We start from the raw sequence: 20,201 nt of genomic DNA on the forward strand, positions 1-20,201 counted from the left end.
GCGGAAGCGGGGGACGCATGCCATTCGCACGTTCGATCGTAATGAACGCGGCGCGTCCTCTCACCCTGGCAGTGAGGGGATCACCAGCACTGTCTTCGTTGGTCAAAGACGTCCCCGTCAGTTGCCGACCCGAGTTCGGGGGCAGTCACAGGGCGAGCCCGAACGACACACTTTGTGGACGATGTATCCGCTCAAGCGGCGCACCGTCAGCAATCGCCCGGCCACGGAAGTCATCGGCGACGTTCCCCAGATCGGGTGGCAGGTACAGCTGCGTGCCCGGCATCGATGCCACTGTCGTCGAGGAGATCTCGGCTGCCGCCGCGCGGGCTTGGGGAATCCGGCTGCGAAGCCGAGACACGTGAGCTCCTGAAACGCGCCGAAGCGCCTGGTCTCGTCTCCCAGACGGAAGACAACGTCGCGAACCAGGCGATTGATCAAGCAGCCGGCCGGTCCTCGACACCGTCGAGCAGCCGCAGGAGCAGATCAGCCAACAGGACCGCATCGCTGGCGACCGCCGGGTCCTCGTACTTCACGGCTCGGTGCGACGTCGGGTTCTTGAACATCCCGATCGCCCCTTTGAAGAGGTTCAGCATCGCCTGCTGTTCGCCTGGCTCAGCCTTGGGGTCGACCAAAACCCCGGGGATCCCGGGAGCGAACGCTTTGTCGATCAGCTTGGTGCCCAGGTCCGAGTCCGACGCGCCGGCGAGGTCCCGGACGCGGATCTCCACCTCTCGCATGGCCACGAACACGGCGACGTCGTACTCACCGAGTAGGAATTGCTGCTCGACCAGCTGGGCAATGCGCGGGTGCAGCGACATCCCCAGCCGTTCGGCAGCAGCGAGCTTGCCGACGCCGTACCGTAACGTCTCCTCGCCCAAGCGACTGACGACATATGCGTCTGCAGACGACTGCGACGGATCACGTACGACCAGACCGTGAGTCATCAACCAACTCCAGCCTTCCGACAGCGCGCGGCCGATCTCACGATCCCTGGCGGTCCCCTGTTGCTCGGCGCCCCTCATCCAGTTCTGCCAGTTCCATCCATCTCCAGCCTTGTAGTCGTGCAACATCAACAAGGCGAGCGCGTCGATCGGCAGGGCCAGCGTCTCGGCCCTCGGCCGCGTCCAAGTCATCGGAGTTCGGCGTCCTCTCGTCGTCGTCGCGCCCTACCGTCGTCGACCAAGCCGACCTTGTTACGGGTGCACAAGGACGCTGCGATCTGACCACCTCTGTGACTTGCGTCGTTGAACGCAGTCCCGTACCGACTTCGACCTGCCCGCCGGGTTCCTTCAGATCACTCGACAGCACGATGGCGGCACCGACAACACAGCCGGCCAGGCCTCCGGTCACAGACATCAACTTCAAGGCCCCGGACTGAGCAGTGCCACGGACGCCCGCTCGACCGAGCACACCGGCCGACTTCACGGCCTTCGATCTCTGAACTCCAGAACCAAAGAGAGGAGCGGGGCACGATGTCACATGCGGCATGGCACATCCGGTCAGCCGCCGAGCCCACAGGGTTGCGTCTTGATGCCGACGCGGCCAGCCAACGGACCACGGCAGCCCGGTCCTACAGGTCAGCAGGCCGATCATTGGACGGTCGTCAAGATAGACACTAAATCGCCCCTACCCGTAGGTAGCAAAAAAGCCCAGGTCAGCGACCTGGGCTTTGCTCCCCCGCTTGGACTCGAACCAAGAACCCTCCGGTTAACAGCCGAATGCTCTGCCAGTTGAGCTACAGGGGAATGTTGCTCACTTCCGGTGCCGGTCTCTCCGACCGACGAGAAGAACTTTAGACCATGCCCCGGAAGCGCCGCACACCACCCCCCACTTAGCGCAACCGCCCCCGCCCGGGCGGTTTTCCTGGACAATGGACAGTCGGACGACCTAACGACGGAAGGCGTGGACGCGGATGAAGAAGTTCCTGCTGGGGGCAGGCCTGGGGTACGTACTGGGCGCCAAGGCAGGCCGGGGGCGGTACGAGCAGCTCGTGCGCACCTACCGCCGGGTCGTCGACCACCCGATGGTCCAGGGCGCCGCCGGTGTGGCGCGCGCGAAGATCGGGGAGAAGCTCAAGCGCTGACGCGGGCCACGAAGAACACGCGGCGGAACTCGAACCAGGTGACCCCGTCGGGCCGCGCCGGGTAGGCGTCGGCCAGGCGAGGCGCCAGCGAGGCGCGGAACTGCTCCCACTCGGGGTCGGACAGGGCCGCGCGGATCGGGCGCAGCGCCGTGCCGGTGATCCACTCCAGCACCGGCGAAGGCCCGTGCAGCGGCTGCACGTACGTCGTCTCCCAGGCGTCGACGGCGCAGCCCGCGTCGGCCAGGAGGTTCGCGTACTCCTGCGGGGCCGACACCGCGTCGTCCTCGCGCAGCACCACCTCGGCCAAGCGCGACGCCCAGGCCGGTGACGCCGCCAGCTCGCGGGTCAGCACGTGCGAAGGCGCGTTGAAGTTACCCGGCACCTGCACCGCCAGGTAGGCGCCCGCGGGCAGTGCGGCAGCCCAGCGGCGGAGCAACGACGAATGGTCCGGCACCCACTGCAGGACGGCGTTCGACACGACGACGTCGGTGTCGGGCGCCGGCGTCCAGTCGCGGACGTCGAGCAGTGCCGCGTCGAGGCCGCGAGCGCGGGCGGCGGTCACCATTTCGGGTGAACTGTCACTGCACTCGAGCGTCGCCGACGGCCAGCGTTCACGGAGCGAAACGGTCAGGTTGCCCGGGCCGCAGCCCAGGTCGACGACGCGCCGCGGGGCCGACGCCCCGATGCGGGAGACCAGATCGTAAAACGGCCGGGCCCGCAGGTCGGCGTAGTCGAGGTACTTGCCGGGATCCCACATGGCCACCTCCGGAAATAACAGTACGCCTGTACTGAGTACGAGCGTACTGCTATTCCGCCGGGTTGACCAGCTTCGCGGCGGCCTGCTCGGCGATGGCCTCGACCAGTGCGGCGTCGGTGCCGGGGTCCGGCCGGACCTGCAGCACGGTGCCGTCGCGGCCGGGCACCTTGCGCTGGACGAACCACGCTCCCCCGGCGCCGATCTCCTGCCGGTGCCGCGAGCGGATCGAGCCCTCGACGCGCTGGTAGGCCTCGCGCGGCACCTTGCCCGGCGCCGGCAGCCGGAACCGCACCGGCGGGAGGTCGGCCAGCACGACCGCCGCACCCGCCGTCCCCGCCTCGGACGACTCCGTCAGCGTGAAGACGCCGTCCGCCCAGGTCGCCTTGGCGACGAGGTGCCAGCCGACGCGGCGGGGGCCGTCGTCCGCGGGGATCCACAGCCCCAGTGCGGTCACCACGAGGTGGCCGCCGCCCTCGACCGGGGCGCTGTCCACGACTTCTTCGCCCGGCGCGAGCGCACCGGTGAAACCCGGAGGTGTGCGGTCGCCCAGCAACCGGCGGAGGAACCCCATCTCAGCCCCACGCGCCGGCGGCGGCCTGCTCGCCCAGCGACTTCTTGTACTGCTCCAGCGCGACCAGATCGCCGAACAGCGCGCGGTAGTCGTCCGGCGCTTCGACCGGCGACAGCCGCTGCAGCTTCCCCTTGATCTCCGCGATCTGCCGCCCGACGAGGCCTTCCTGCAGCCGCGCGAGGATCGAGGAGATGTACCGCGAGTCGACCTCGTCCTTGGCCTGCAACGGTTCCACGGCCAGCTCCGACAGCACCCGCCGGACCGTCCCTTCCGGACAGTGCGGGGCGGCCGCGTCCAGCAACGCCGGCCCGGTCAGGCCCGAACCCGCGCCGCCCGCCTTCAGGACGGCCTCGTGGACGGCCACGTACACCGGGTGCGTGAACGCCTCCAGCGGCAGGGCGTCGTACTCCGGCCCGGCGATCGCGGGCTGCTGCAGCGCCGCCTTCAACGCTTCGCGCTGCACGGCGAACCGCGGGTCCTTCGGCGCCGGGCGGGCGATGTCCTGGGTGGGAGCGGCGGCCGGCACCGTCTGGGCCCGCGCCGGCTGCCGCATCGGCGCCCCGCCGCGCTTGTCCGTCGCGCCCGCGCTGCCGCGGACGCGGTTGACCACCTGCGCCACGTCCTGCCAGCCGACCCACCAGGCGAGCTTCGACGCGTAGCCGTCCCGGGCCGCGCGGTCCTTGATCGACGCCACCATCGGCACGGTCTTCTGCAGCGCCGCGACCTGCCCGTCGACCGAGTCGAGGTCGTAGTTCTTGAGCGTGCTGCGGATGACGAACTCGAACAGCGGCGTGCGCCGCGCGACCAGGTCCTTCACCGCGCTGTCGCCCTTGGCCAGCCGCAGCTCGCACGGGTCCATGCCGTCCGGCGCGACCGCGATGTACGTCTGGCCGGCGAAGGTCTGGTCGCCTTCGAACGCCTTCAACGCGGCCTTCTGACCTGCTTCGTCACCGTCGAAGGTGAAGATGACTTCGCCGCGGAAGGCGTCGTCGTCCATCATCAGCCGGCGAAGCACCTTCATGTGGTCTTCGCCGAACGCCGTGCCCGAGGAGGCGACCGCCGTCGGCACGCCCGCCGCGTGCATCGCCATCACGTCGGTGTAACCCTCGACCACGACCACCTGGTGCCGCTTCGCGATCTCGCGTTTGGCCAGGTCGAGGCCGAACATGACCTGGGACTTCTTGTAGATCGGCGACTCCGCCGTGTTCAGGTACTTCGCCGAGATGCGGTCGTCTTCGAACAGCCGCCGCGCGCCGAAGCCGACGACGTCGTTGCCGACGTCGCGGATCGGCCAGACCAGCCGCCGGTGGAACCGGTCCATCGGGCCGCGCTGGCCCTCCTTGGACAGCCCCGCGGTGAGCAGCTCCTTGACCTCGAAGCCGCGGTTGAGCAGGAACTTCGTCAGCTTGTCCCAGCCGCCGGGTGCGTACCCGCAGCCGAACGTCTTCGCCATGGCGGCGTCGAACCCGCGCTCGGACAGGAAGTCCCGTGCCGGGCGCGCCTCGTCGGTGATCAGCTGCTCGGCGTAGAACTCCTGCGCCAGGCGGTGCGCCTCGACCAGCCGGGTGCGGCTGCCGCGGTCGCGCTGGATCGTCGCGCCGCCGCCTTCGTAGGTGAGCCGGATGCCGACCCGGTCGGCCAGCCGCTCGACGGCTTCCACGAACGAGATCAGGTCGATCTTCTGGATGAACTTGATCACGTCACCGCCCTCGCCACAGCCGAAGCAGTGGAAGGTGCCGTGCGTCGGGCGGACGTTGAACGACGGGGTCTTCTCGTTGTGGAACGGGCAGAGGCCCTTCAGGCTGCCCCCGCCGGCGCGGCGCAGCGCCACGTACTCCCCGACGACCTCGTCGATCCGGTTCCGCTCGCGCACCTCCGCGATGTCGCTCTCCCGAATCCGTCCTGCCACCTCACCACAATAGATCGGACCTCGTCCACGGGGAGATGCGACCTCATCCGGCACACTCTTGGCATGGCCTCCTCCACCGCCCAGGACACGCTCGCCGCGCAGTTCGCCGAGCACCGCAGTCACCTGATCGGGGTGGCCTACCGGCTGACCGGCACGCGCGCCGACGCCGAGGACGCCGTCCAGGAGTCCTGGTTCCGCCTGGCCGGGCTGGACGACGCGGGCCGCGCGGCGATCCGCGACCTGCGGGGCTGGCTGACCACGGTCGTCGGCCGGATCTGCCTCGACCGGCTCAAGTCGGCCGCCGCGCAGCGGGAGCGCTACGTCGGCAACTGGCTGCCCGAGCCGGTCGTCACGCCGTTCGGGCGGCCGGTCAGCGAAGACCCGCTGGACGTCGCGGTCCGCGACGACGGGCTGCGGATGGCCGCGCTCGTCGTCCTCGACAAGCTGACGCCGGAGCAGCGCGTCGCGTTCGTGCTGCACGACGCCTTTTCGGTGCCGTTCGCCGAGATCGCGGACGCGCTCGGCGTCTCGGTCGACGCCGCGCGCCAGTACGCCTCCCGCGGCCGCAAGGCCCTCGCCGACGCGGACCCGGCGCCGCGCATCCCGCTGGACGATCAGGCGAAGGTCCTCGAGAAGTTCGTCGTCGCCCTGCAGGCGGGCGACGTCCGGGCGATGACCGAGCTGCTGGCCCCGGACGTCGTGCTCATCGGCGACTCGAACGGCAAGGGCCGGACCACGCGCCAGCTCATCGTCGGCCCGGACAAGATCGCCCGCTTCTTCGTGGGCCTCACGAGGAAGTACCCGTCCGGAGTGCTCACCAGCGGCACGCCGGTGCTCGTCAACGGCGACCTCGGGGTGTACCTCGCTCCGCAACCGGCCCGCGACGGCCTCTTCGCCCTCGACGAGCACGTGCAGGCGATGACCGTCCGCGACGGGAAGATCGTGGCGATCTACGACGTGGTCAACCCCGACAAGCTGGCCCGGATCACGCGTCCCGGCGCTTGACCCGCACGATCCCGGCCGCGAGCAGGACGGCGGCGAAGAGCCCGAAGTAGGCCAGCGCCCAGCCCGGGCCCAGCGGCGAATCGGACAGGACCGCGGCGTTGCCGCCGTCCCGGCCCGCGTTGGCCTCCCCGCTTCCGCTGAGGAACTTCGTGACGGCGTTCAGCGGCAGCCACCGGTGGATCGCCTGCCCGGCCCGCGGGATGAGCTGGACGAGGTTCTCGACCATCAGCGGGTAGGCGACGAGCACGGCCACCGCGCCGGCCGTGTACCGCACGAGCAGGCCGACGCCGACCCCGCAGACCGCGGCGAGGGCGAACACCGGGCCGGTCCCGGCGACGATCCGCCAGTCCGCGGCGCTCTCCAGGACGAGGTCGGCGTCCGGGGCGAGGACCCGGGCCACCAGCCAGGCCGTGAACGCGCCGGCCTCGCCCAGCAGGAAGGCGTAGCCGGCGACGAGCGCGGCCTTGGCCAGCAGCACCGGCGTCCGGCTCGGCACGGCCTGGAAGGTGCCGTGGATCGTGCCGGAGTGGTACTCGCTCGTGACGGCGAGCGCGGCCAGCACCAGCACGGCGACCATCGCGAGCTGGTAGCCGGACTGCGTGCTGGCGACGGTGGGCGGCAGGTGGGCCTCCCCGGCGCTGAGCGCGGCGATCGCGGCCGGGAAAACCAGCGCCACCACGGTGAAGGTGCCGCACACCCAGGGCGTGGCGATGCTGAAGAGCTTGATCCGTTCACTGGCGACGAGGTGCATGTGCAGAACGGTCCCGCGCCGGACCCCGGTGGCGCGTCCCACCGGGGTCGGGTTCGGCGCCTCCTACGGGAGCGGGACCCGGCACGCGTCGCCGGAGGTGAAGCCCTGGTCGACGATGCCGAGCGCGCTGTTCATCCGGGCGCGGGAGTTCTCCAGCGCGATCTGGTAGGTCAGCTCGAGGACGCCGTCGCGGCCGAACTCGCGCTCGAGCTCGGCGACCTGCTCGTCGGTCACGGTCACCCGGTCGCCGGACATCGCGTCGGCGTAGGCGAGCGCCAGCCGCTCCTGCCTGCTGAACGCGGGCGAGGTGGCGTAGTCGTCGATCTTCGTGAGCCGCTCGATGTCGAGGCCGTCGTGCTTCTGCAGCATGGTGCCGAAGTCGACGCACCACGAGCAGCCGATCCGCGTCGCGACCCGGTACACGGCCAGTTCGCGGACGTTCGCCGCCAGCTTCTTGGAGGCGCGTTCCACCAGCAGTTCGTGCACGACGTTCGCCCGCAGCAGGCCGGGGTGGTGCGCGACGACGGCCATCGGCTCCGGCACGGCGCCGTAGCGGCGGCCGGCGATCCGGTAGAACAGCCTGGTCAGCGGCCCGGCTTCCGAGGTCTTCTTCGCGGTGATGCGCGGCATGGCGGTCTCCTTCGTCCGGTGTCTACGAGCTGGACGAGACGGCGTCGGCCGACGTGACACCGGGCGCTGTGAGCCAGGCCACCAGCATCGTCACCGCCGCCGCGGCGAACACGACGGTGAGGCCCGGCGCGGCCAGCCCGCCGGTGGTGGCGAGCGCGAGCCAGCCGAACACCGCGGCCCCGCCCAGGCCACCGGCCTGCCGGGCGAAGGTCAGCGACCCCAGCGTGACGCCCAGCAGCGCCCGGTCCGCCCGCGTCTGGCCGAGCACGGTGTAGGCGGACGTGCAGACGGCGAAGGCCGCGCCGATCGCGAACAGGCCCGGGGCCAGGAGCCCGGGTGCGCCGCCGAAGGCCGCCGCGACGGCGATCGCGGCGAGCCCGGCCGTGCCGAGCAGGCAGCCGGCCCGGCCCCACGCCGTCAGGTCCGGGTGCCGCCGGGCCAGTGCGGCGAAGGACGCCGACAGGACGAGCTGTCCCGCGGTCATGGCGGCCAGCAGCAGCCCGGTGCCCGCCGCGCCCGCACCGGAAGCGGCGACCAGGGCGACGTAGGTGAAGGTGCCGTAGAGCGCGGCACCCGCCAGGCCGTTGACCACCACCGCGCGCTTGAGGACGGCGTCGGCGAACACCTTCGGCGAGATCAGCGGGCTCGGCGTGCGGCGCTGCCGCCGGACGAACAGGAAACCCGCCCCGACGGTCGTTCCCAGCAACACCGGCGTCCACAGTGGACTCCTGGCGAACGCATCGACCGTGCCGAGCGCGACGACGGCGGCACCCGCGACGGTCAGCAGCGCACTGCCCGGGACGTCGAACTTCTCCTTGTCCTGACGCGGTTTCGCGGGCAGTCCGCGCAAGCCGAGGACCAGGGCGGGCACGCTCAGCGGCAGGTTGACCAGGAAGATCCACCGCCAGCCGGGACCGGCCGCGAGCAGGCCGCCCAGCGGCGGTCCGCCGAGCGTGGCGGCCGCGAAGACGGCCGTCTGCCAGCCTTGGCGGCGCAGCAGCTCGTCGCGGTCGAACAGCTCGCCGAGCGCGCTCATCGCCGTGACGATCAGGCCGCTGCCGCCCAGCCCCTGCAGCGCGCGGGCGGCGATCAGCGACCCGAGATCGGGCGCGGCGGCGCACCACGCGGAGGCGGCGGCGAACACGAGAACCGACAGCGTGAAGGACACCCGGCGGCCGTACAGGTCACCGAGCCTGCCGTGCAGCGGCGTCGCGACGGTCACGGTCAGCAGGCCGGCGGCGGTGACCGCGACGAGCCCGGTGCGGGCGTGCAGGTCCGCGCCGATCGACGGCAGGGCCGCGGTCAGGACCAGGCCGTCCAGCTGGGCCATGGCCATGCCGAGCAGGAGGCCGGCGTAGGCGAGGTTCCGAGATGCGTGCATAAAGCACACGTTATAACGTGTCTTATGCACGCATCAATCGAGGGTGGACCGGCCCTGTTCCGCCTGGTCCGGCACTGGGCGCGCCAGTGGGCCCCGGACGTCGTCGAGCGGTTCGGCGAGGACACCCCGCCGTCGTGGACCGTGCCGAACCTGTTCGTCATCCAGGCCGTCGACGGCACGGCGGGCGACGAGGTGACCGTCGCGGACGTGGCCCGCCAGCTGGGCGTCGACCGCTCGGTGGCCAGCCGGATGGTGGCCGAAGCGGCGCGAGAGGGCTTCGTCGCGCGCTCGACGTCGACACGCGACGCGCGACGCGCAGTCCTCACCCTCACCGACACGGCGAAGGAATTCCTCGACGCTTCACGGGCCCACCAGCGTCAGGCGTTCGAAGCGCTGGTGGGCCATTGGGCGGAGGAGGACCGCGAGCGCTTCGCCGGCTACCTGAGCCGGCTCGCGGGCGAGGTCCTCGGTTAGGCCAGGATCGCGTTCAGCGCCTCCCAGGCGTGCCACGCCCGGGTGACGCCGAACTGGGCGTTGAACCGCAGGGCCGCCCGGACGTCCTCCGGCGCCGCACCGCCCCGCAGCGCGCGCCCGACGTGCGTGCGGAAGGTGTCGGCCAGGGTCTGGTAGTGGACGTCGACACTGAGGCTGACCAGCCCGCGCTCGCGCTCGCTGAGCGTGCCCGGCCCGTGCCCGGTACGCATCCGCGACTGCAGGTCGAAGTAGCCGGTGAAGTGCGGGTCCAGCTCGGTCAACCGGGCCCGCACCGCGTCCGGCAGCGGGCTGGGCGCCGCGTCCGGCCCGGTCGACACGAGTTCCGGGGCCAGCAGTTCGGCGTCCGGGCGCGGCAGGCCGAGCTGCGCTTCGAGCTCGCTGATCCGCTCGATGCCGGCGGTGGCGGCGTGGTAACCGCAGTCGTACGAGACGAACCGCAGCAGCTCACGAATGTCCCCTGTGGACACTCCGGCCGCCAGCCCGGCCCGCACGTGCGCCGCGAACGCCAGGCCGAGGCTCGCCTGGCAGACGTCGGCCGTGACGCACAGGAAGGTCTTCTCGCGGTCGGTCAGCTCGGGGATCGACCGGACGTACCGCGCGGTGGCCCCGACCATTTGGGCGAAAACCGGGTCGAGTGCGGCCAGCCGTTCGAGGTTCGACGGCGTTTCGGTGGTGGTCAAGCTCTGCTCCCTCAGTTTGCTGAACGTACGTAGCGCTACAGCTGTAGTGCGAATGACGCTACACCTGTAGCGCAATGGGTGTCCAGCTACACTGGGCGCCGATGGAAGAGACCAGACGCCGCCCGAACGCCCGCGGCAAGGGCGAGCTGCTGCGCGAAGAGATCGTCACGGCCGCCGTCGGCATGCTCGACGAACTCGCCGACGACGAGGCACTGTCCCTGCGGGCGGTCGCGCGCGCGGTGTCGATCGCGGCGACGTCGGTCTACCTGCACTTCCCGGACCGCGACGCCCTGGTGCTGGCCGCCATGCGGCGCTGCCACGAGGAACTGGTCGCGGCCGGCGACGAGGCCGCCGCGGCGGCCGCCGGCCCGGCGGACGCCCTCCGCGCCCGGATCCTGGCGCAGGCCGCGTGGGCCCAGGAGCACCCCGGGCTCTACAAGGTGCTCCACGAAAGCGCGGTCCACCGGCGGCACGGGATGCCGTTCAAGGAGGTGATGGTCGCCCGCACGGTCGAGGCGGTCCAGGCGTGCATGGACGCCGGTGTCGCCCCGGCCGACGACGCCACGACCGTCGCCATCGACCTGCGGACCGCCGTCAACGGCATGCTGGCCCAGCGGATCAACGAGCCCGACCTGCCCTGGCCGCCCGCGGCCGAGCAGCTGGACCGGTTCCTGGTCAAGCTGGTGGGCCTGCGGCGGTAGCGGCCGGCTACTCCCCCGTGCTGCCGTCGATCGCCTCGCGGACCAGGTCGGCGTGGCCGTTGTGGCGGGAGTACTCCTCGACCATGTGGACCAGGATCCAGCGCAGGGTCGGCGCGCTGCCGTCCCGCCGGGGACGCCGGGCCCGCTGCGCCAGATCGCCGTCCGCCACGGCCTCCGCCACCGCCGCCCGCGACCGCTCGACCGCGGCCGCCCAGAGCTCGCGCAGCTGCTCCGGGGTGTCGCCGGCCGCGGAATCCCAGTCCCAGTCCGGCGTGGCAGCCCAGTCGACGGCGTCGAAGGGCGCCATCCGGTCCCGGCCCCACAGCACGTGGGAGAACCAGTGGTCCTCCACGTAGGCCAGGTGCTTGAGCAGCCCGCCGAGCGTCATCGTGGACGGCGGGTGCGTCGCGCGCAGGGCCGCCGCGTCCAGCCCCGCGCACTTCCAGGCCAGCGTCGCGCGGTGGAAGTCGAGGAAGCCCAGCAGCGTGGCCGCTTCGTCGCCGTCGAGGGGCGGCTCGGGCCGGCCCTCTTCGTCCACAGTGGTCACGAAGCCGACGCCGTCAACGGGCGGACGTCCCAGATCCACACGCCGCCGACGAATTCCGCCGGCTTCCGCAGCAGCAGATCCACGGTGGACTTCAGCGCTTCCTGGTTCTGCCGCGGCCCGACCACGAGCACGCTCGCTTTCCACTTCCGCAGGTCCGTGAGCGCCTGCGTGCGATCGGCCTCGGTGATCTCCGCCGCCTGACCGGTGCGCTCGACCTGCGCGAACAGGTCCGACGTCGGCAGCGGGACGGCGCCGTACCGGCCGCGGCGGTCGTCCGGGGAGGTGGGGCCGACGAAGTAGCCCTCCGGCATCGGGTAGCCGAGGCCCGCGTCGACCTGCCAGTGCAGCGGCTCGGCCTCCCCGGTGCTCGGCAGGGGCACCGGTACCAGCGAACCGCCCGGGGCGACGTACTGGCGCCAGATCCCGTCGGCGAAGAACGGCGGCGAGAGGGGACGCTGGTGCGTCACCAGCTCCGTCGGCGCGATCGGCAGCAGCACGGCCACCACCGCGCCGATCCAGATCATCCGCAGCGGGAACGCCGGCTTGCCGTCGAGCGGTTCCGGCAGCTGGGTCGCCGCCGTCCAGACGCGGTGCGTCGCGATCGCCAGGAGCCCGCCCACCGCCGGGATGCAGCCCATCGCGAGCCGGGATTCGAGCAGCGAGTCGAGCAGCGGCAGCTGGCCCAGCCACTTCCACGGCCCGGCGATACCGGTGTCCTCGTGCGCGACGGTGATCTCGATGCCCAGCGAGAGCAGGGCCATCACGTACATCGTGATCGCCAGCGCCCGCGAAACGACGTCACGCCACAGCCAGATGGTCAGCACCACCATGAGCACGATCAGCGGCCAGCCGAAGAACGCGTTCTCCTCGGTGCGGTTCATCGAGACGTCCGCGGCCGCCTCGGGCGCGCCGGCCACCGACTGCGTCGCGAACCGGGTGAACGCGGCCGTGTCGTTGCCCGCGGAACCGTGCAGCAGCGAGTGGAAGCTCTGCGGGCCGAAGAACTGCCAGTACAACGGGAACCCGGCGATCAGCAGGGCGACGACCGCGCCGATCCCGACGCCCTTGCCCAGCGGCGCCAGCATGCCCTTGATCTCCGCGCGGTGCGGGATCAGGTACGCGACCGCGAACACGAGGAAGGCGAGCGCGAAGATGGCCAGCGGCTCTTCGCCGAGCAGGATCTGCCACGCGACGAGCAGGCCGAGCACGATGCCGTTGCGCACCGGGCGTTCGCCGCGCGCGATCTGGATCGTCTTGAGCGCGATGAACGGCAGCACGAACAGCACGACGAAGTTCGGGTGCGCGTTGCCGTGCGAGATCATCGGCGGCGCGAAGCCGCAGAACGCGCCGCCGATCGCGGCCGCGGTCCGGTTCGGCACCAGGTGCCGGGAGAAGACCCAGTACCAGCCGGTCGCGGTGCCGGCGAGGCCGGCGGTGAGCACGATCGCCCAGGTGAGGGTGGCGCCGAAGGTGAGCGTGAGCGGCGCCAGCGGGATGTTCAGGCCGAACATCGCCGCGTTCGCCGCCATGTTGACGCCGAGCGGGTAGTTCTGGAGGTCGGTGGTGAACGGGTTCTGGAAGTGCAGGACGGCCTTCGCGACGACCGTCGAGTACCACTCCCACTGGCTCTGGTCGGCGCCGCCGTTCCAGAGGTAGCCGCGCTTGAGGTCGAACCACAGCCCGTTGTAGAGCAGGATCGTGAACAGCAGGAACCCGCCGGTGATCGCGGAGTCCTGCCAAGCCCAGCGCTTCGGGCCTTCGGGGGGTTCGGGAGCGGGCGGCACCAGCTCGGGGACGGCTTCGGACTTCAAGCTCACGGTTCGACCACCCTGGCGAGGAAGTAGAGCGCCCCGGTTCCGGCGTGCCGGACCAGCAGCAGGAACGGCCGGTCCACCGTCACGGCGACCGGGTCGTCGATCATCATCGAGGTGAGGCGCATGACCAGCGCGGTGGCCGCGGCCCCCTCGAAGCCTTGTTCGTCGACGCGCAGCACGGCCTGGTGCAGCACCTCGGACACGGTCAGCCGCGGATCCGGCGAGAGGCCGGTCAGGTCGGCGTCGTCGGTGAACAGCGTGCGCACGCCGAGGCCGTGCAGCACGCCGGCGAGCTTGCTGGAGACGTCGAGCGAAATCTTGGGCAGCGACAGTTCCACCGGCTTGAAGCGGATCTTGCCGAGCAGGCTGGTCAGCGTGGCCTGGTCGAGCCGGGATTCCGCCTCGGCGAGGTCGCCGTCGGGCAGCAGCACGACGGCCTGCAGGCCACCGGCCGCGGCCAGCTGCACCGCCTGCCAGCCGCTGTCGTGCGCGTAGCCGAGCTTCTCGCTGAGCCACATGGTCGGCACGTCCCGCGGGCCGGACGGGGCGTGGAACGGGGCGTCGCTGGTGTTGGCTTCGCGGAACGGCAGTTTCCACGCGGCTTTGAGGTAGAGCGCGTTGACGAGCACGGCGGCGACGTCGGAGTCGATCGAGCCGGGCGGCAGCAGCTGCGGGATCAGGCCGCGCGTGGTGCGCCCGACGTCGTCGTTGATCAGCGCGCGAGCGGATTCGAATGCCTTTTCGAAGGGCGCGCTCGCGACGGCGGCCCCGGGCCACTCGGCCAGCTCGGCCTTGAAGGCGTCCTCGAGCGGGAGCCGGTCGTCGGCCCACAGCGTGTTGGCCACGGCGAGCTCGGGCTCGTCTTCGGTGAGCTGGGTGGCCTCCCGCAGCAGGATGGTCTGCGCACCCGGGTCACCGAGCAGCGCGACGAGCTCCTCCCGCGTGCGTCCCCGGGCGGCGTGCGCGGCGAGGGTCAGCGCACTGGCCACCGAATACGGCGAAAAGCAGGAGTTCCCGCCCTCGGCACCGAGGGCCGCGTGGACGGCGAGGGCGAACCGGAGGTGGCTGTCCGTGGCCATGCGGGCGAGAGTACCGGAACGCCACCCCCCACCGGCCCCCCACGCGCAACTCCACCCGAGCATGACAAATCCGGCGAAACTTTCGCACCGCCGACCGTGCGCCAAGAGGCATTTCGCGTGATTGGGCGGGCATCACCCGTGATGGGGGAGGCATCTCGCGTGATCAGGCGGGCATCACCCTGATGCCCCTCCCATCACGGGTGATGCCCCTCCAGACACGGGTGATGCCCCTCCAGACACGGGTGATGCCCCTTCGGACACGCGTGATGCCTCTTCGATCACGGGTTCAGCGGTGGTGGCGGGTGACGTGCCAGGAGTACCAGGCGTGGGCCTGGGCGTCGGTGAGGGAGGCGACCTGGTCGACGACCACGCGGAGCAGGCCGGCGTCGTCCGCGGCGGTGTTCCAGGCCGGGACGAACAGCGGGTCGAGGGACTCCGGGGCCCGGCGGGCCAGTGCGTGGACCAGCTCGGCCAGCAGCTCGCGCTGCCCCTCCTGCATCGCCAGCCGCCGGCGGTCGCTCATCACGTACCGCAGGGCCAGCGCCTTCAGCAGGGCGACCTCCGCCGCCACCTGCTCGGGGACGCACAGGTTCGCCCGGTAACGCGTCAGCGGCCCCTCGCCGAACTTCTCGCGCGTGCCCGTGACCGCCGCCGTGGTGAAGCGGCCGACCAGCTCGCTCGTCAGGCGTTTCAACGCGACCTGGGCGCCCGGCGAACCGTCCGGCTCGGCCGACGCCAGCTCCGCCACCACCGGCAGCGCCAGCAGTTCCGCCGCCGCATCCTCCAAAGTGGACACCGATTGCGCGGAGAAGTGCTTGGCGGCGGCCTCGGCGACGGCCGCGCGCTCGTCCGGGTGGGCGAGCACCCGCAGCTTGATCCGGCCGGCCAGCACGCCGTCCTCGACGTCGTGCACCGAGTACGCGACGTCGTCGGCCCAGTCCATGATCTGGGCTTCCAGGCACCGCTGCTCCGCCGGCGCCCCGGCGCGGAACCACTCGAACACTCCGGCGTCGTCGCCGTAGACGCCGTACTTCACCTGCCCCGGCCGGCGCGGCCACGGGTACTTCGTGGTCGCGTCCAGGCACGCGCGGGTCAGGTTGAGCCCGACCGGGTCACCCTCAGCGGACAGCAGCTTGGGCTCCAGCCGGGTGAGGATGCGCAACGTCTGCGCGTTGCCCTCGAACCCGCCGCAGGCGGCGGCCACCTCGTCGAGCGCGCGCTCGCCGTTGTGCCCGAACGGCGGGTGCCCGATGTCGTGCGCCAGCCCCGCGGTGTCCACCAGGTCCGGGTCGGCGCCCAGCTCGTCGGCGATGCCGCGGCCGATCTGGGCGACCTCCAGGGAGTGCGTCAGCCGCGTGCGCGGGACGCCGGTGACCTCGGCGCCCTCCCCCGGCCCGACCACCTGGGTCTTGCCCGCGAGCCGCCGCAGCGCCGCGGAGTGCAGCACCCGGGCCCGGTCGCGCGAGAACGCGCTGCGCCCGTCCGCCCGCGCGCCGGGCAGCGCCGCGCCCTTGGCCGGCTCCGGCAGCAGGCGGGCGGTGTCGTGCTCGGTGTAGTTCACCCGACCAGCCTAAATGCGCCCACCGACAAAAGCTCAGCTCAGGAAGGTCGCGAACAGGTCGTCCGCGGGCGTCTTCGTCAGCCGGTAGTACAGCAGTGCCCCCGTCTCGCGGACGATGTACCGCACCTGGGTGACGCGCTCCTGGACGATCGGCCCGCTGTGCGTCGGTGCGGTCCAGGCGTCCAGGCCCAGGTCGCCGGCCATGGTGCGGGCGCGGAAGGAGTGCCACGGGTCGCTGACCAGCACCGCCGTCCGCCAGCCGCGGGCCTCCACCTGCTGGGCGACCGCGCGCAGGCTGCGCAGCGTGTCGCTGCCTTCGCCGACGGCGAGCGTCGCCGACGCCGGCACCCCGCGCCGGGTCAGCCAGAGCTGGCCGGCCCGGGCCTCGGTGTAGTTGTCCTCGGCCTTCTTGCCGCCCGCGGTGACGATCGTCTTCGCGACGCCGGTGTCGTAGAGCTGCTTGGCCTTCGCCAGCCGGGCGGCGTAGATGTCCGACGGCTTGCCGTTGTACTGGGCCGCGCCGAGCACGACGATGACGTCGGCGGGGGTCCGGTCGTTGTCGCGGGCGACCTGCCAGACCCGGAACGCGGTGCCGCCGATCAGCGCCACCAGCACGAGGACCGTGCCGAAGACGATCCGGCGCACCCAGCTCGCGACCGACGGTTTGCTGCGTTCAGCGGTACCCACCCGGCCCATTGTTTCAGACGCGGCTCAGAGCCAGCCACGCTCCTCGGCGACGCGCACCGCTTCGGCCCGCGTCCGCGCCCCGGTCTTGCCGATGGCGGCGGACAGGTGGTTGCGGACGGTGCCTTCCGAGAGGTGCAGGGCCCGGGCGACGTCGGCCACCGTGCTGCCGTCCTTGGCCTCCCGCAGCACGTCCCGCTCCCGCCCGGTGAGCGGGCTGGCCCCGGTGGCCAGGGATTCCGCCGCCAGCGCCGGATCCACCACCCGCAGTCCACTGTGGACTCGGCGGACGGCTTCGACGAGCTGCTCCGGCGGGGCGTCCTTGACGACGAACCCGGCCGCGCCCGCCGCCATCGCCCGGGCGAGGTAGCCGGGACGGCCGAACGTCGTGCAGATGATCACCCGGCACGACGGGAGCGCCGCCCGCAGGTCGGCCGCGGCCTCCAGGCCGTCCTTGCCCGGCATCTGGACGTCCAGCAGGGCGACGTCCGGCTTGGCCTCGCGCGCGGCGGCCACCACCTCGTCGCCCGAGCCGACCTGCCCGACCACTTCGATGTCGTTCTCGAGGCCCAGCACGGTGGCCAGCGCCCCGCGGACCATGGCCTGGTCGTCGGCCAGCAGCACCCGGATCAAGCGAGTCCTCCCGCGGGTTCGGCGCGCACGGCCGGGGTGGCCGGGCTCGGTTCGGGCCCTGGAATCCCGGCTGGGATCTCCGCCCGCACGGTCAATCCTCCCCCGGGCCGGACCGACGTCCGCAGCGTCCCCCCGGCCGCGGCCAGTCGTTCGGACAGCCCGCGCAGGCCGTTGCCCGCGACGACGTCGGTGGCGGTGCCGTCGTCCTCGATCTCCAGCCAGTTGCCGCCCAGCCGCACGCGCACCCGCTTGGCACCGGAGTGCCGCAGCACGTTCGTGACGGCTTCGCGCAGCACGTAACCGAAGGTGGGCTGGAACTCGGGCCGGACGTTGTCGACGGCGTGCGGCAGGTCGGCGTCGATCTCCGCGGCCCGCAGCGCCGCGCGAGCGCCCACGAGCTCCGCCGACAGCGACACCTCGCGGTTCGCCGACACGGTGGCGCGGACGTCGGACAGCGCGCTGCGGGTGAGGCCTTCGACCTCGCGGATCTCCTCGACCGCTCGCGGAATGTCCCCGGCGCTCTCCAGCACCCGCCGGGCCAGCCCCGCCTTGACGGTGATCGTGGTGAGGCTGTGCCCCAGCAGGTCGTGCAGGTCGCGGGCCAGCCGTTCCCGTTCGTTCGCCACGGCCAGCGTGGCGATCTCCTCGTTCGCGCGTTCCAGCCGCCGGACCGCGCGGACGAGGTTGGCCATGAAGAACATGGCCAGGGTGATCGAGGCGACCGTGATCAGGTCGCCGTAGCCGTCCAGGAACCGGCCTCGCGCCAGCAGGATCACCGCGCCGACGGCCAGTGTGGGCAGGTCGATGATCACCGCCCAGGCGGCCGGAACCAGGAACACGACCACCGCCGTGCCGTAGAGCAGGACGAACCCGCTGCCGGCGGCCACCGCCAGCGAGGCGAGCCCCAGGACGTTCATCGTGATGCAGAAGGCCAGCTTCACGCGGCGTTCCCGGTCGAAGACGAACGGGAACACCGCATAACACGCGGAATAGGCGTAGACGACGAGGGCGGTGAGCACGAGCCCCGCGGTGACCGCGGGCTGGGCCAGCAGCGAGCGGGTGACCGGGAGGAGGAACGGCAGCAGGAAGACCACCGCCATGAACGGCCAGCGCCAGCCGCCAGGCCCGTGCTTGCGGGCGTCGGGCAGCGGGTCCACCCACCACGATTCCTTGCTGTCCAGCCCGAAGCTGCGTTTCCCGGTCTCCGCCATCGCCGTTCCCCTCCGGCCCTCAGACGCGGGCGCTGTCCTTACGGTAACGCCTGATCACCAGGGCTCCCAGCACGACCGTCCAGGCCCCGAGCACCCCGGCGGCCGTGGGCAGCGAGACGAGCATGTCGGTGGTCACCGCGGGCCGCACCACCTGCAGCACCCAGTAGGTCGGCATGATCTGCGCGAGGTCGTGCATCCAGGACGGCATCGTCTCCAGCGGGATCCACAGGCCGCCGAGGAACCCCATGCCGAACGTGACGAGCATGTTGATCGGCTGCATCGAGTCCGGCGTGCCGAACTGGCCGAGCAGCAGGCCCAGCAGCACCAGCGGGATCGTGCCGAGCCAGATGCCGGCGAAGATGCGGACCCAGCCGCTCGCGTCGACGTGCACGCCCTCGGCCAGGACGCCCAGCAGCGGAACGAGCACGAGCGCGGGCAGCCCCACGAGCATCCCGGAGATCCCCTTGCCCGCCAGGTAACCGGTGCCGGTCAGCGGGGTCAGGCGCAGCTGCCGCTGCCAGCCGACGGCGCGTTCGAGGGCCAGTCGGGCCCCGCTGTTGGTCGCCGCGGCGAAGACCCCGAACGTCATCATGTCGATCATGATCACGGCCGCGATCTGCGCGTGGTCCGGGTCGCTCGTCTTGGTGAAGACGTTGGCCTGCAACAGGAACATCAGCACCGGGAACGCGACGACGAAGATCAGGAACCGCGGCGCCCGGAAGTTCCGGCGGATCTCGGTGAGCAGGTAGGTGGCGTTCATCGCACGGGCTCCGCGGTCTCGTCGGCGGTCAGGGACAGGAAGGCGCCTTCGAGGCCGACGGCGCTGATCTCGACGTCGTGCACGGCCGGCACCGCGGCCTTGAGCGCCCAGAGCGTGGCGTCGGAGTCGGCGGTGGAGATCGCGACGCGGTCGCCGCGCAGCTCGAACTCCTTGACCCCGGGCAACGCGGCGATCACCGCCTCGGTGGCGCCCGGGACGGCGGCGCGCAGGGTGCGCCCGCCGGCCAGCGCGCGGACCTCGGCGACGGACCCGTCGGCGACGATCCGGCCGCGGCGCATCAGCACCACCCGGTCGGCGAACTCCTCGGCCTCTTCCAGGTAGTGCGTGGCGAACAGGACCGTGCGGCCGGACTCGGTGAAGGAGTACATCGACTGCCAGAACTCGCGCCGCGTGCCGACGTCCATCGCCGCGGTCGGCTCGTCGAGGATCAGCAGGTCGGGATTGCTGACCAGGGCGACGGCGAACCGCACCCGCTGCTTCTGCCCGCCGGAGAGCTTGTTCGCGCGGCGGCCGGCCAGCTCCTCGATCCCGGCGGCGCGCAGGGCCTCGGCCACCGGCATCGGCTTGCGGTGCAGCGCCGCGACCATGCCGACGGTCTCGCCGACGGTCAGGTCGTCCATCAGGGCGCCGCCCTGCAGCATCGCGCCGATCAGCCCGGCGCGGACGGCGTCGATCGGCTTGCGCCCGAACACGCGCACTTCGCCGGCGCCGGGGCTGGTCAGGCCGAGGATCATGTCGACGGTGGTGGACTTGCCGGCGCCGTTCGGGCCGAGCAGGGCGACCACCTCGCCCGGGGCGATCGTCAGGTCGACGCCGTCGACCGCGTGGACGTCACCGTAGTGTTTCCGCAGGCCGGTGAGGTGGATCGCGGCCCCCGCCGCCACCGCCCGGATGTCTGTTTCTCGCATGCCCCCAGGCTGCCGCCCGG

At 71.7% G+C, this 20,201-nt stretch carries 22 protein-coding genes and 1 tRNA gene; 4 read left to right on the plus strand and 19 right to left on the minus strand.

Translation table 11 applies throughout. The features are described from left to right. Window positions 1-145 precede the first annotated feature (145 nt). The 3 genes from IE317_RS06755 to IE317_RS06765 form a co-directional block, all read right to left on the minus strand. A complete protein-coding gene (locus IE317_RS06755) occupies window positions 146-283 on the minus strand; it encodes a hypothetical protein (RefSeq protein WP_191307366.1) in 138 nt (45 codons plus the stop codon). 151 nt (window positions 284-434) lie between these two features. After that, window positions 435-1,133 (minus strand): TIGR02391 family protein, encoded by a 699-nt coding sequence (locus IE317_RS06760; protein ID WP_191307368.1) that lies wholly within the window; start codon window positions 1,131-1,133, stop codon window positions 435-437. Window positions 1,134-1,672: 539 nt separating this feature from the next. Then, window positions 1,673-1,745, minus strand: a tRNA-Asn gene (locus IE317_RS06765). A gap of 167 nt (window positions 1,746-1,912) precedes the next feature. Here IE317_RS06765 and IE317_RS06770 point away from each other — a divergent pair. Then, window positions 1,913-2,083 (plus strand): hypothetical protein, encoded by a 171-nt coding sequence (locus IE317_RS06770; RefSeq protein ID WP_003097798.1) that lies wholly within the window; start codon window positions 1,913-1,915, stop codon window positions 2,081-2,083. On the opposite strand, the gene IE317_RS06775 is transcribed toward IE317_RS06770, so the two are convergent. From IE317_RS06775 to dnaG, 3 genes are read right to left on the minus strand one after another with little or no spacing between them, the layout of a single operon-like run. Then, on the minus strand, window positions 2,073-2,840 hold the full coding sequence (locus tag IE317_RS06775) for a trans-aconitate 2-methyltransferase (RefSeq protein ID WP_191307371.1): 768 nt from the start codon (window positions 2,838-2,840) through the stop codon (window positions 2,073-2,075). The genes IE317_RS06770 and IE317_RS06775 overlap by 11 nt on opposite strands. Window positions 2,841-2,889: 49 nt before the next feature. Further along, entirely contained in the window at window positions 2,890-3,411 is a 522-nt protein-coding gene (locus IE317_RS06780) for a hypothetical protein (protein WP_191307373.1), read from the minus strand. A gap of 1 nt (window position 3,412) precedes the next feature. Then, window positions 3,413-5,320: a DNA primase gene (gene dnaG, locus IE317_RS06785; protein ID WP_191307375.1), complete on the minus strand. Its 1,908-nt coding sequence runs from the start codon at window positions 5,318-5,320 to the stop codon at window positions 3,413-3,415. Window positions 5,321-5,383: 63 nt separating this feature from the next. On the opposite strand from dnaG, the gene IE317_RS06790 reads away from it, so the two are divergent. After that, on the plus strand, window positions 5,384-6,325 hold the full coding sequence (locus IE317_RS06790; RefSeq protein ID WP_191307378.1) for a sigma-70 family RNA polymerase sigma factor: 942 nt from the start codon (window positions 5,384-5,386) through the stop codon (window positions 6,323-6,325). Here IE317_RS06790 and IE317_RS06795 read toward each other — a convergent pair. From IE317_RS06795 to IE317_RS06805, 3 genes are all read right to left on the minus strand, one after another. After that, window positions 6,306-7,076, minus strand: a complete 771-nt coding sequence (locus IE317_RS06795; RefSeq protein ID WP_191307380.1) for a hypothetical protein — start codon at window positions 7,074-7,076, stop codon at window positions 6,306-6,308. The genes IE317_RS06790 and IE317_RS06795 overlap by 20 nt on opposite strands. A gap of 63 nt (window positions 7,077-7,139) precedes the next feature. Next, window positions 7,140-7,706 carry a carboxymuconolactone decarboxylase family protein gene (locus tag IE317_RS06800; protein ID WP_191307382.1) on the minus strand — a complete coding sequence of 189 codons (567 nt, stop codon included), beginning with the start codon at window positions 7,704-7,706 and terminating at the stop codon, window positions 7,140-7,142. Window positions 7,707-7,728: 22 nt separating this feature from the next. Continuing rightward, a complete protein-coding gene (locus tag IE317_RS06805) occupies window positions 7,729-9,087 on the minus strand; it encodes an MFS transporter (protein ID WP_191307384.1) in 1,359 nt (452 codons plus the stop codon). Between the two features lie 24 nt (window positions 9,088-9,111). On the opposite strand from IE317_RS06805, the gene IE317_RS06810 reads away from it, so the two are divergent. Beyond that, window positions 9,112-9,561: a MarR family winged helix-turn-helix transcriptional regulator gene (locus tag IE317_RS06810; RefSeq protein WP_191307386.1), complete on the plus strand. Its 450-nt coding sequence runs from the start codon at window positions 9,112-9,114 to the stop codon at window positions 9,559-9,561. On the opposite strand, the gene IE317_RS06815 is transcribed toward IE317_RS06810, so the two are convergent. After that, window positions 9,558-10,262 carry a carboxymuconolactone decarboxylase family protein gene (locus tag IE317_RS06815; RefSeq protein ID WP_191307389.1) on the minus strand — a complete coding sequence of 235 codons (705 nt, stop codon included), beginning with the start codon at window positions 10,260-10,262 and terminating at the stop codon, window positions 9,558-9,560. The two genes, IE317_RS06810 and IE317_RS06815, sit on opposite strands and share 4 nt — an antisense overlap. 101 nt (window positions 10,263-10,363) lie before the next feature. On the opposite strand from IE317_RS06815, the gene IE317_RS06820 reads away from it, so the two are divergent. Beyond that, window positions 10,364-10,963, plus strand: coding sequence for a TetR/AcrR family transcriptional regulator (locus tag IE317_RS06820; protein ID WP_191307391.1), 600 nt, complete (start codon window positions 10,364-10,366; stop codon window positions 10,961-10,963). Between the two features lie 7 nt (window positions 10,964-10,970). Here the strand turns inward: IE317_RS06820 and IE317_RS06825 are convergent, their stop codons facing one another. The 9 genes from IE317_RS06825 to IE317_RS06865 all read right to left on the minus strand — a co-directional run bounded on the left by IE317_RS06825 (window position 10,971) and on the right by IE317_RS06865 (window position 20,181). Continuing rightward, entirely contained in the window at window positions 10,971-11,510 is a 540-nt protein-coding gene (locus tag IE317_RS06825) for a DinB family protein (protein ID WP_191307393.1), read from the minus strand. After that, window positions 11,507-13,327: a glycosyl transferase gene (locus tag IE317_RS06830; RefSeq protein ID WP_229902518.1), complete on the minus strand. Its 1,821-nt coding sequence runs from the start codon at window positions 13,325-13,327 to the stop codon at window positions 11,507-11,509. The genes IE317_RS06825 and IE317_RS06830 overlap by 4 nt, the downstream gene beginning before the upstream one ends. Further along, a complete protein-coding gene (locus IE317_RS06835; protein WP_191307395.1) occupies window positions 13,324-14,403 on the minus strand; it encodes a serpin family protein in 1,080 nt (359 codons plus the stop codon). Before IE317_RS06835 ends, IE317_RS06830 begins: the two co-directional genes overlap by 4 nt. A gap of 286 nt (window positions 14,404-14,689) precedes the next feature. After that, a complete protein-coding gene (locus IE317_RS06840) occupies window positions 14,690-15,964 on the minus strand; it encodes a deoxyguanosinetriphosphate triphosphohydrolase (RefSeq protein WP_191307397.1) in 1,275 nt (424 codons plus the stop codon). A 33-nt stretch (window positions 15,965-15,997) separates the two neighbouring features. After that, window positions 15,998-16,651: a YdcF family protein gene (locus IE317_RS06845; protein WP_191307399.1), complete on the minus strand. Its 654-nt coding sequence runs from the start codon at window positions 16,649-16,651 to the stop codon at window positions 15,998-16,000. A 24-nt stretch (window positions 16,652-16,675) separates the two neighbouring features. After that, the gene (locus IE317_RS06850; RefSeq protein ID WP_103348153.1) at window positions 16,676-17,281 is read right to left on the minus strand and encodes a response regulator transcription factor; all 606 of its coding nucleotides are present in this window, start codon (window positions 17,279-17,281) and stop codon (window positions 16,676-16,678) included. Beyond that, window positions 17,278-18,492: a sensor histidine kinase gene (locus IE317_RS06855; protein WP_191307401.1), complete on the minus strand. Its 1,215-nt coding sequence runs from the start codon at window positions 18,490-18,492 to the stop codon at window positions 17,278-17,280. The genes IE317_RS06850 and IE317_RS06855 overlap by 4 nt, the downstream gene beginning before the upstream one ends. Window positions 18,493-18,511: 19 nt before the next feature. Next, window positions 18,512-19,252, minus strand: a complete 741-nt coding sequence (locus IE317_RS06860; RefSeq protein WP_191307403.1) for an ABC transporter permease — start codon at window positions 19,250-19,252, stop codon at window positions 18,512-18,514. Next, a complete protein-coding gene (locus IE317_RS06865; RefSeq protein ID WP_191307405.1) occupies window positions 19,249-20,181 on the minus strand; it encodes an ABC transporter ATP-binding protein in 933 nt (310 codons plus the stop codon). Before IE317_RS06865 ends, IE317_RS06860 begins: the two co-directional genes overlap by 4 nt. Window positions 20,182-20,201 lie beyond the last annotated feature (20 nt).

The sequence above is a fragment of the Amycolatopsis bullii genome, from assembly GCF_014654205.1.
Classification (GTDB): Bacteria; Actinomycetota; Actinomycetes; order Mycobacteriales; family Pseudonocardiaceae; genus Amycolatopsis; species Amycolatopsis plumensis.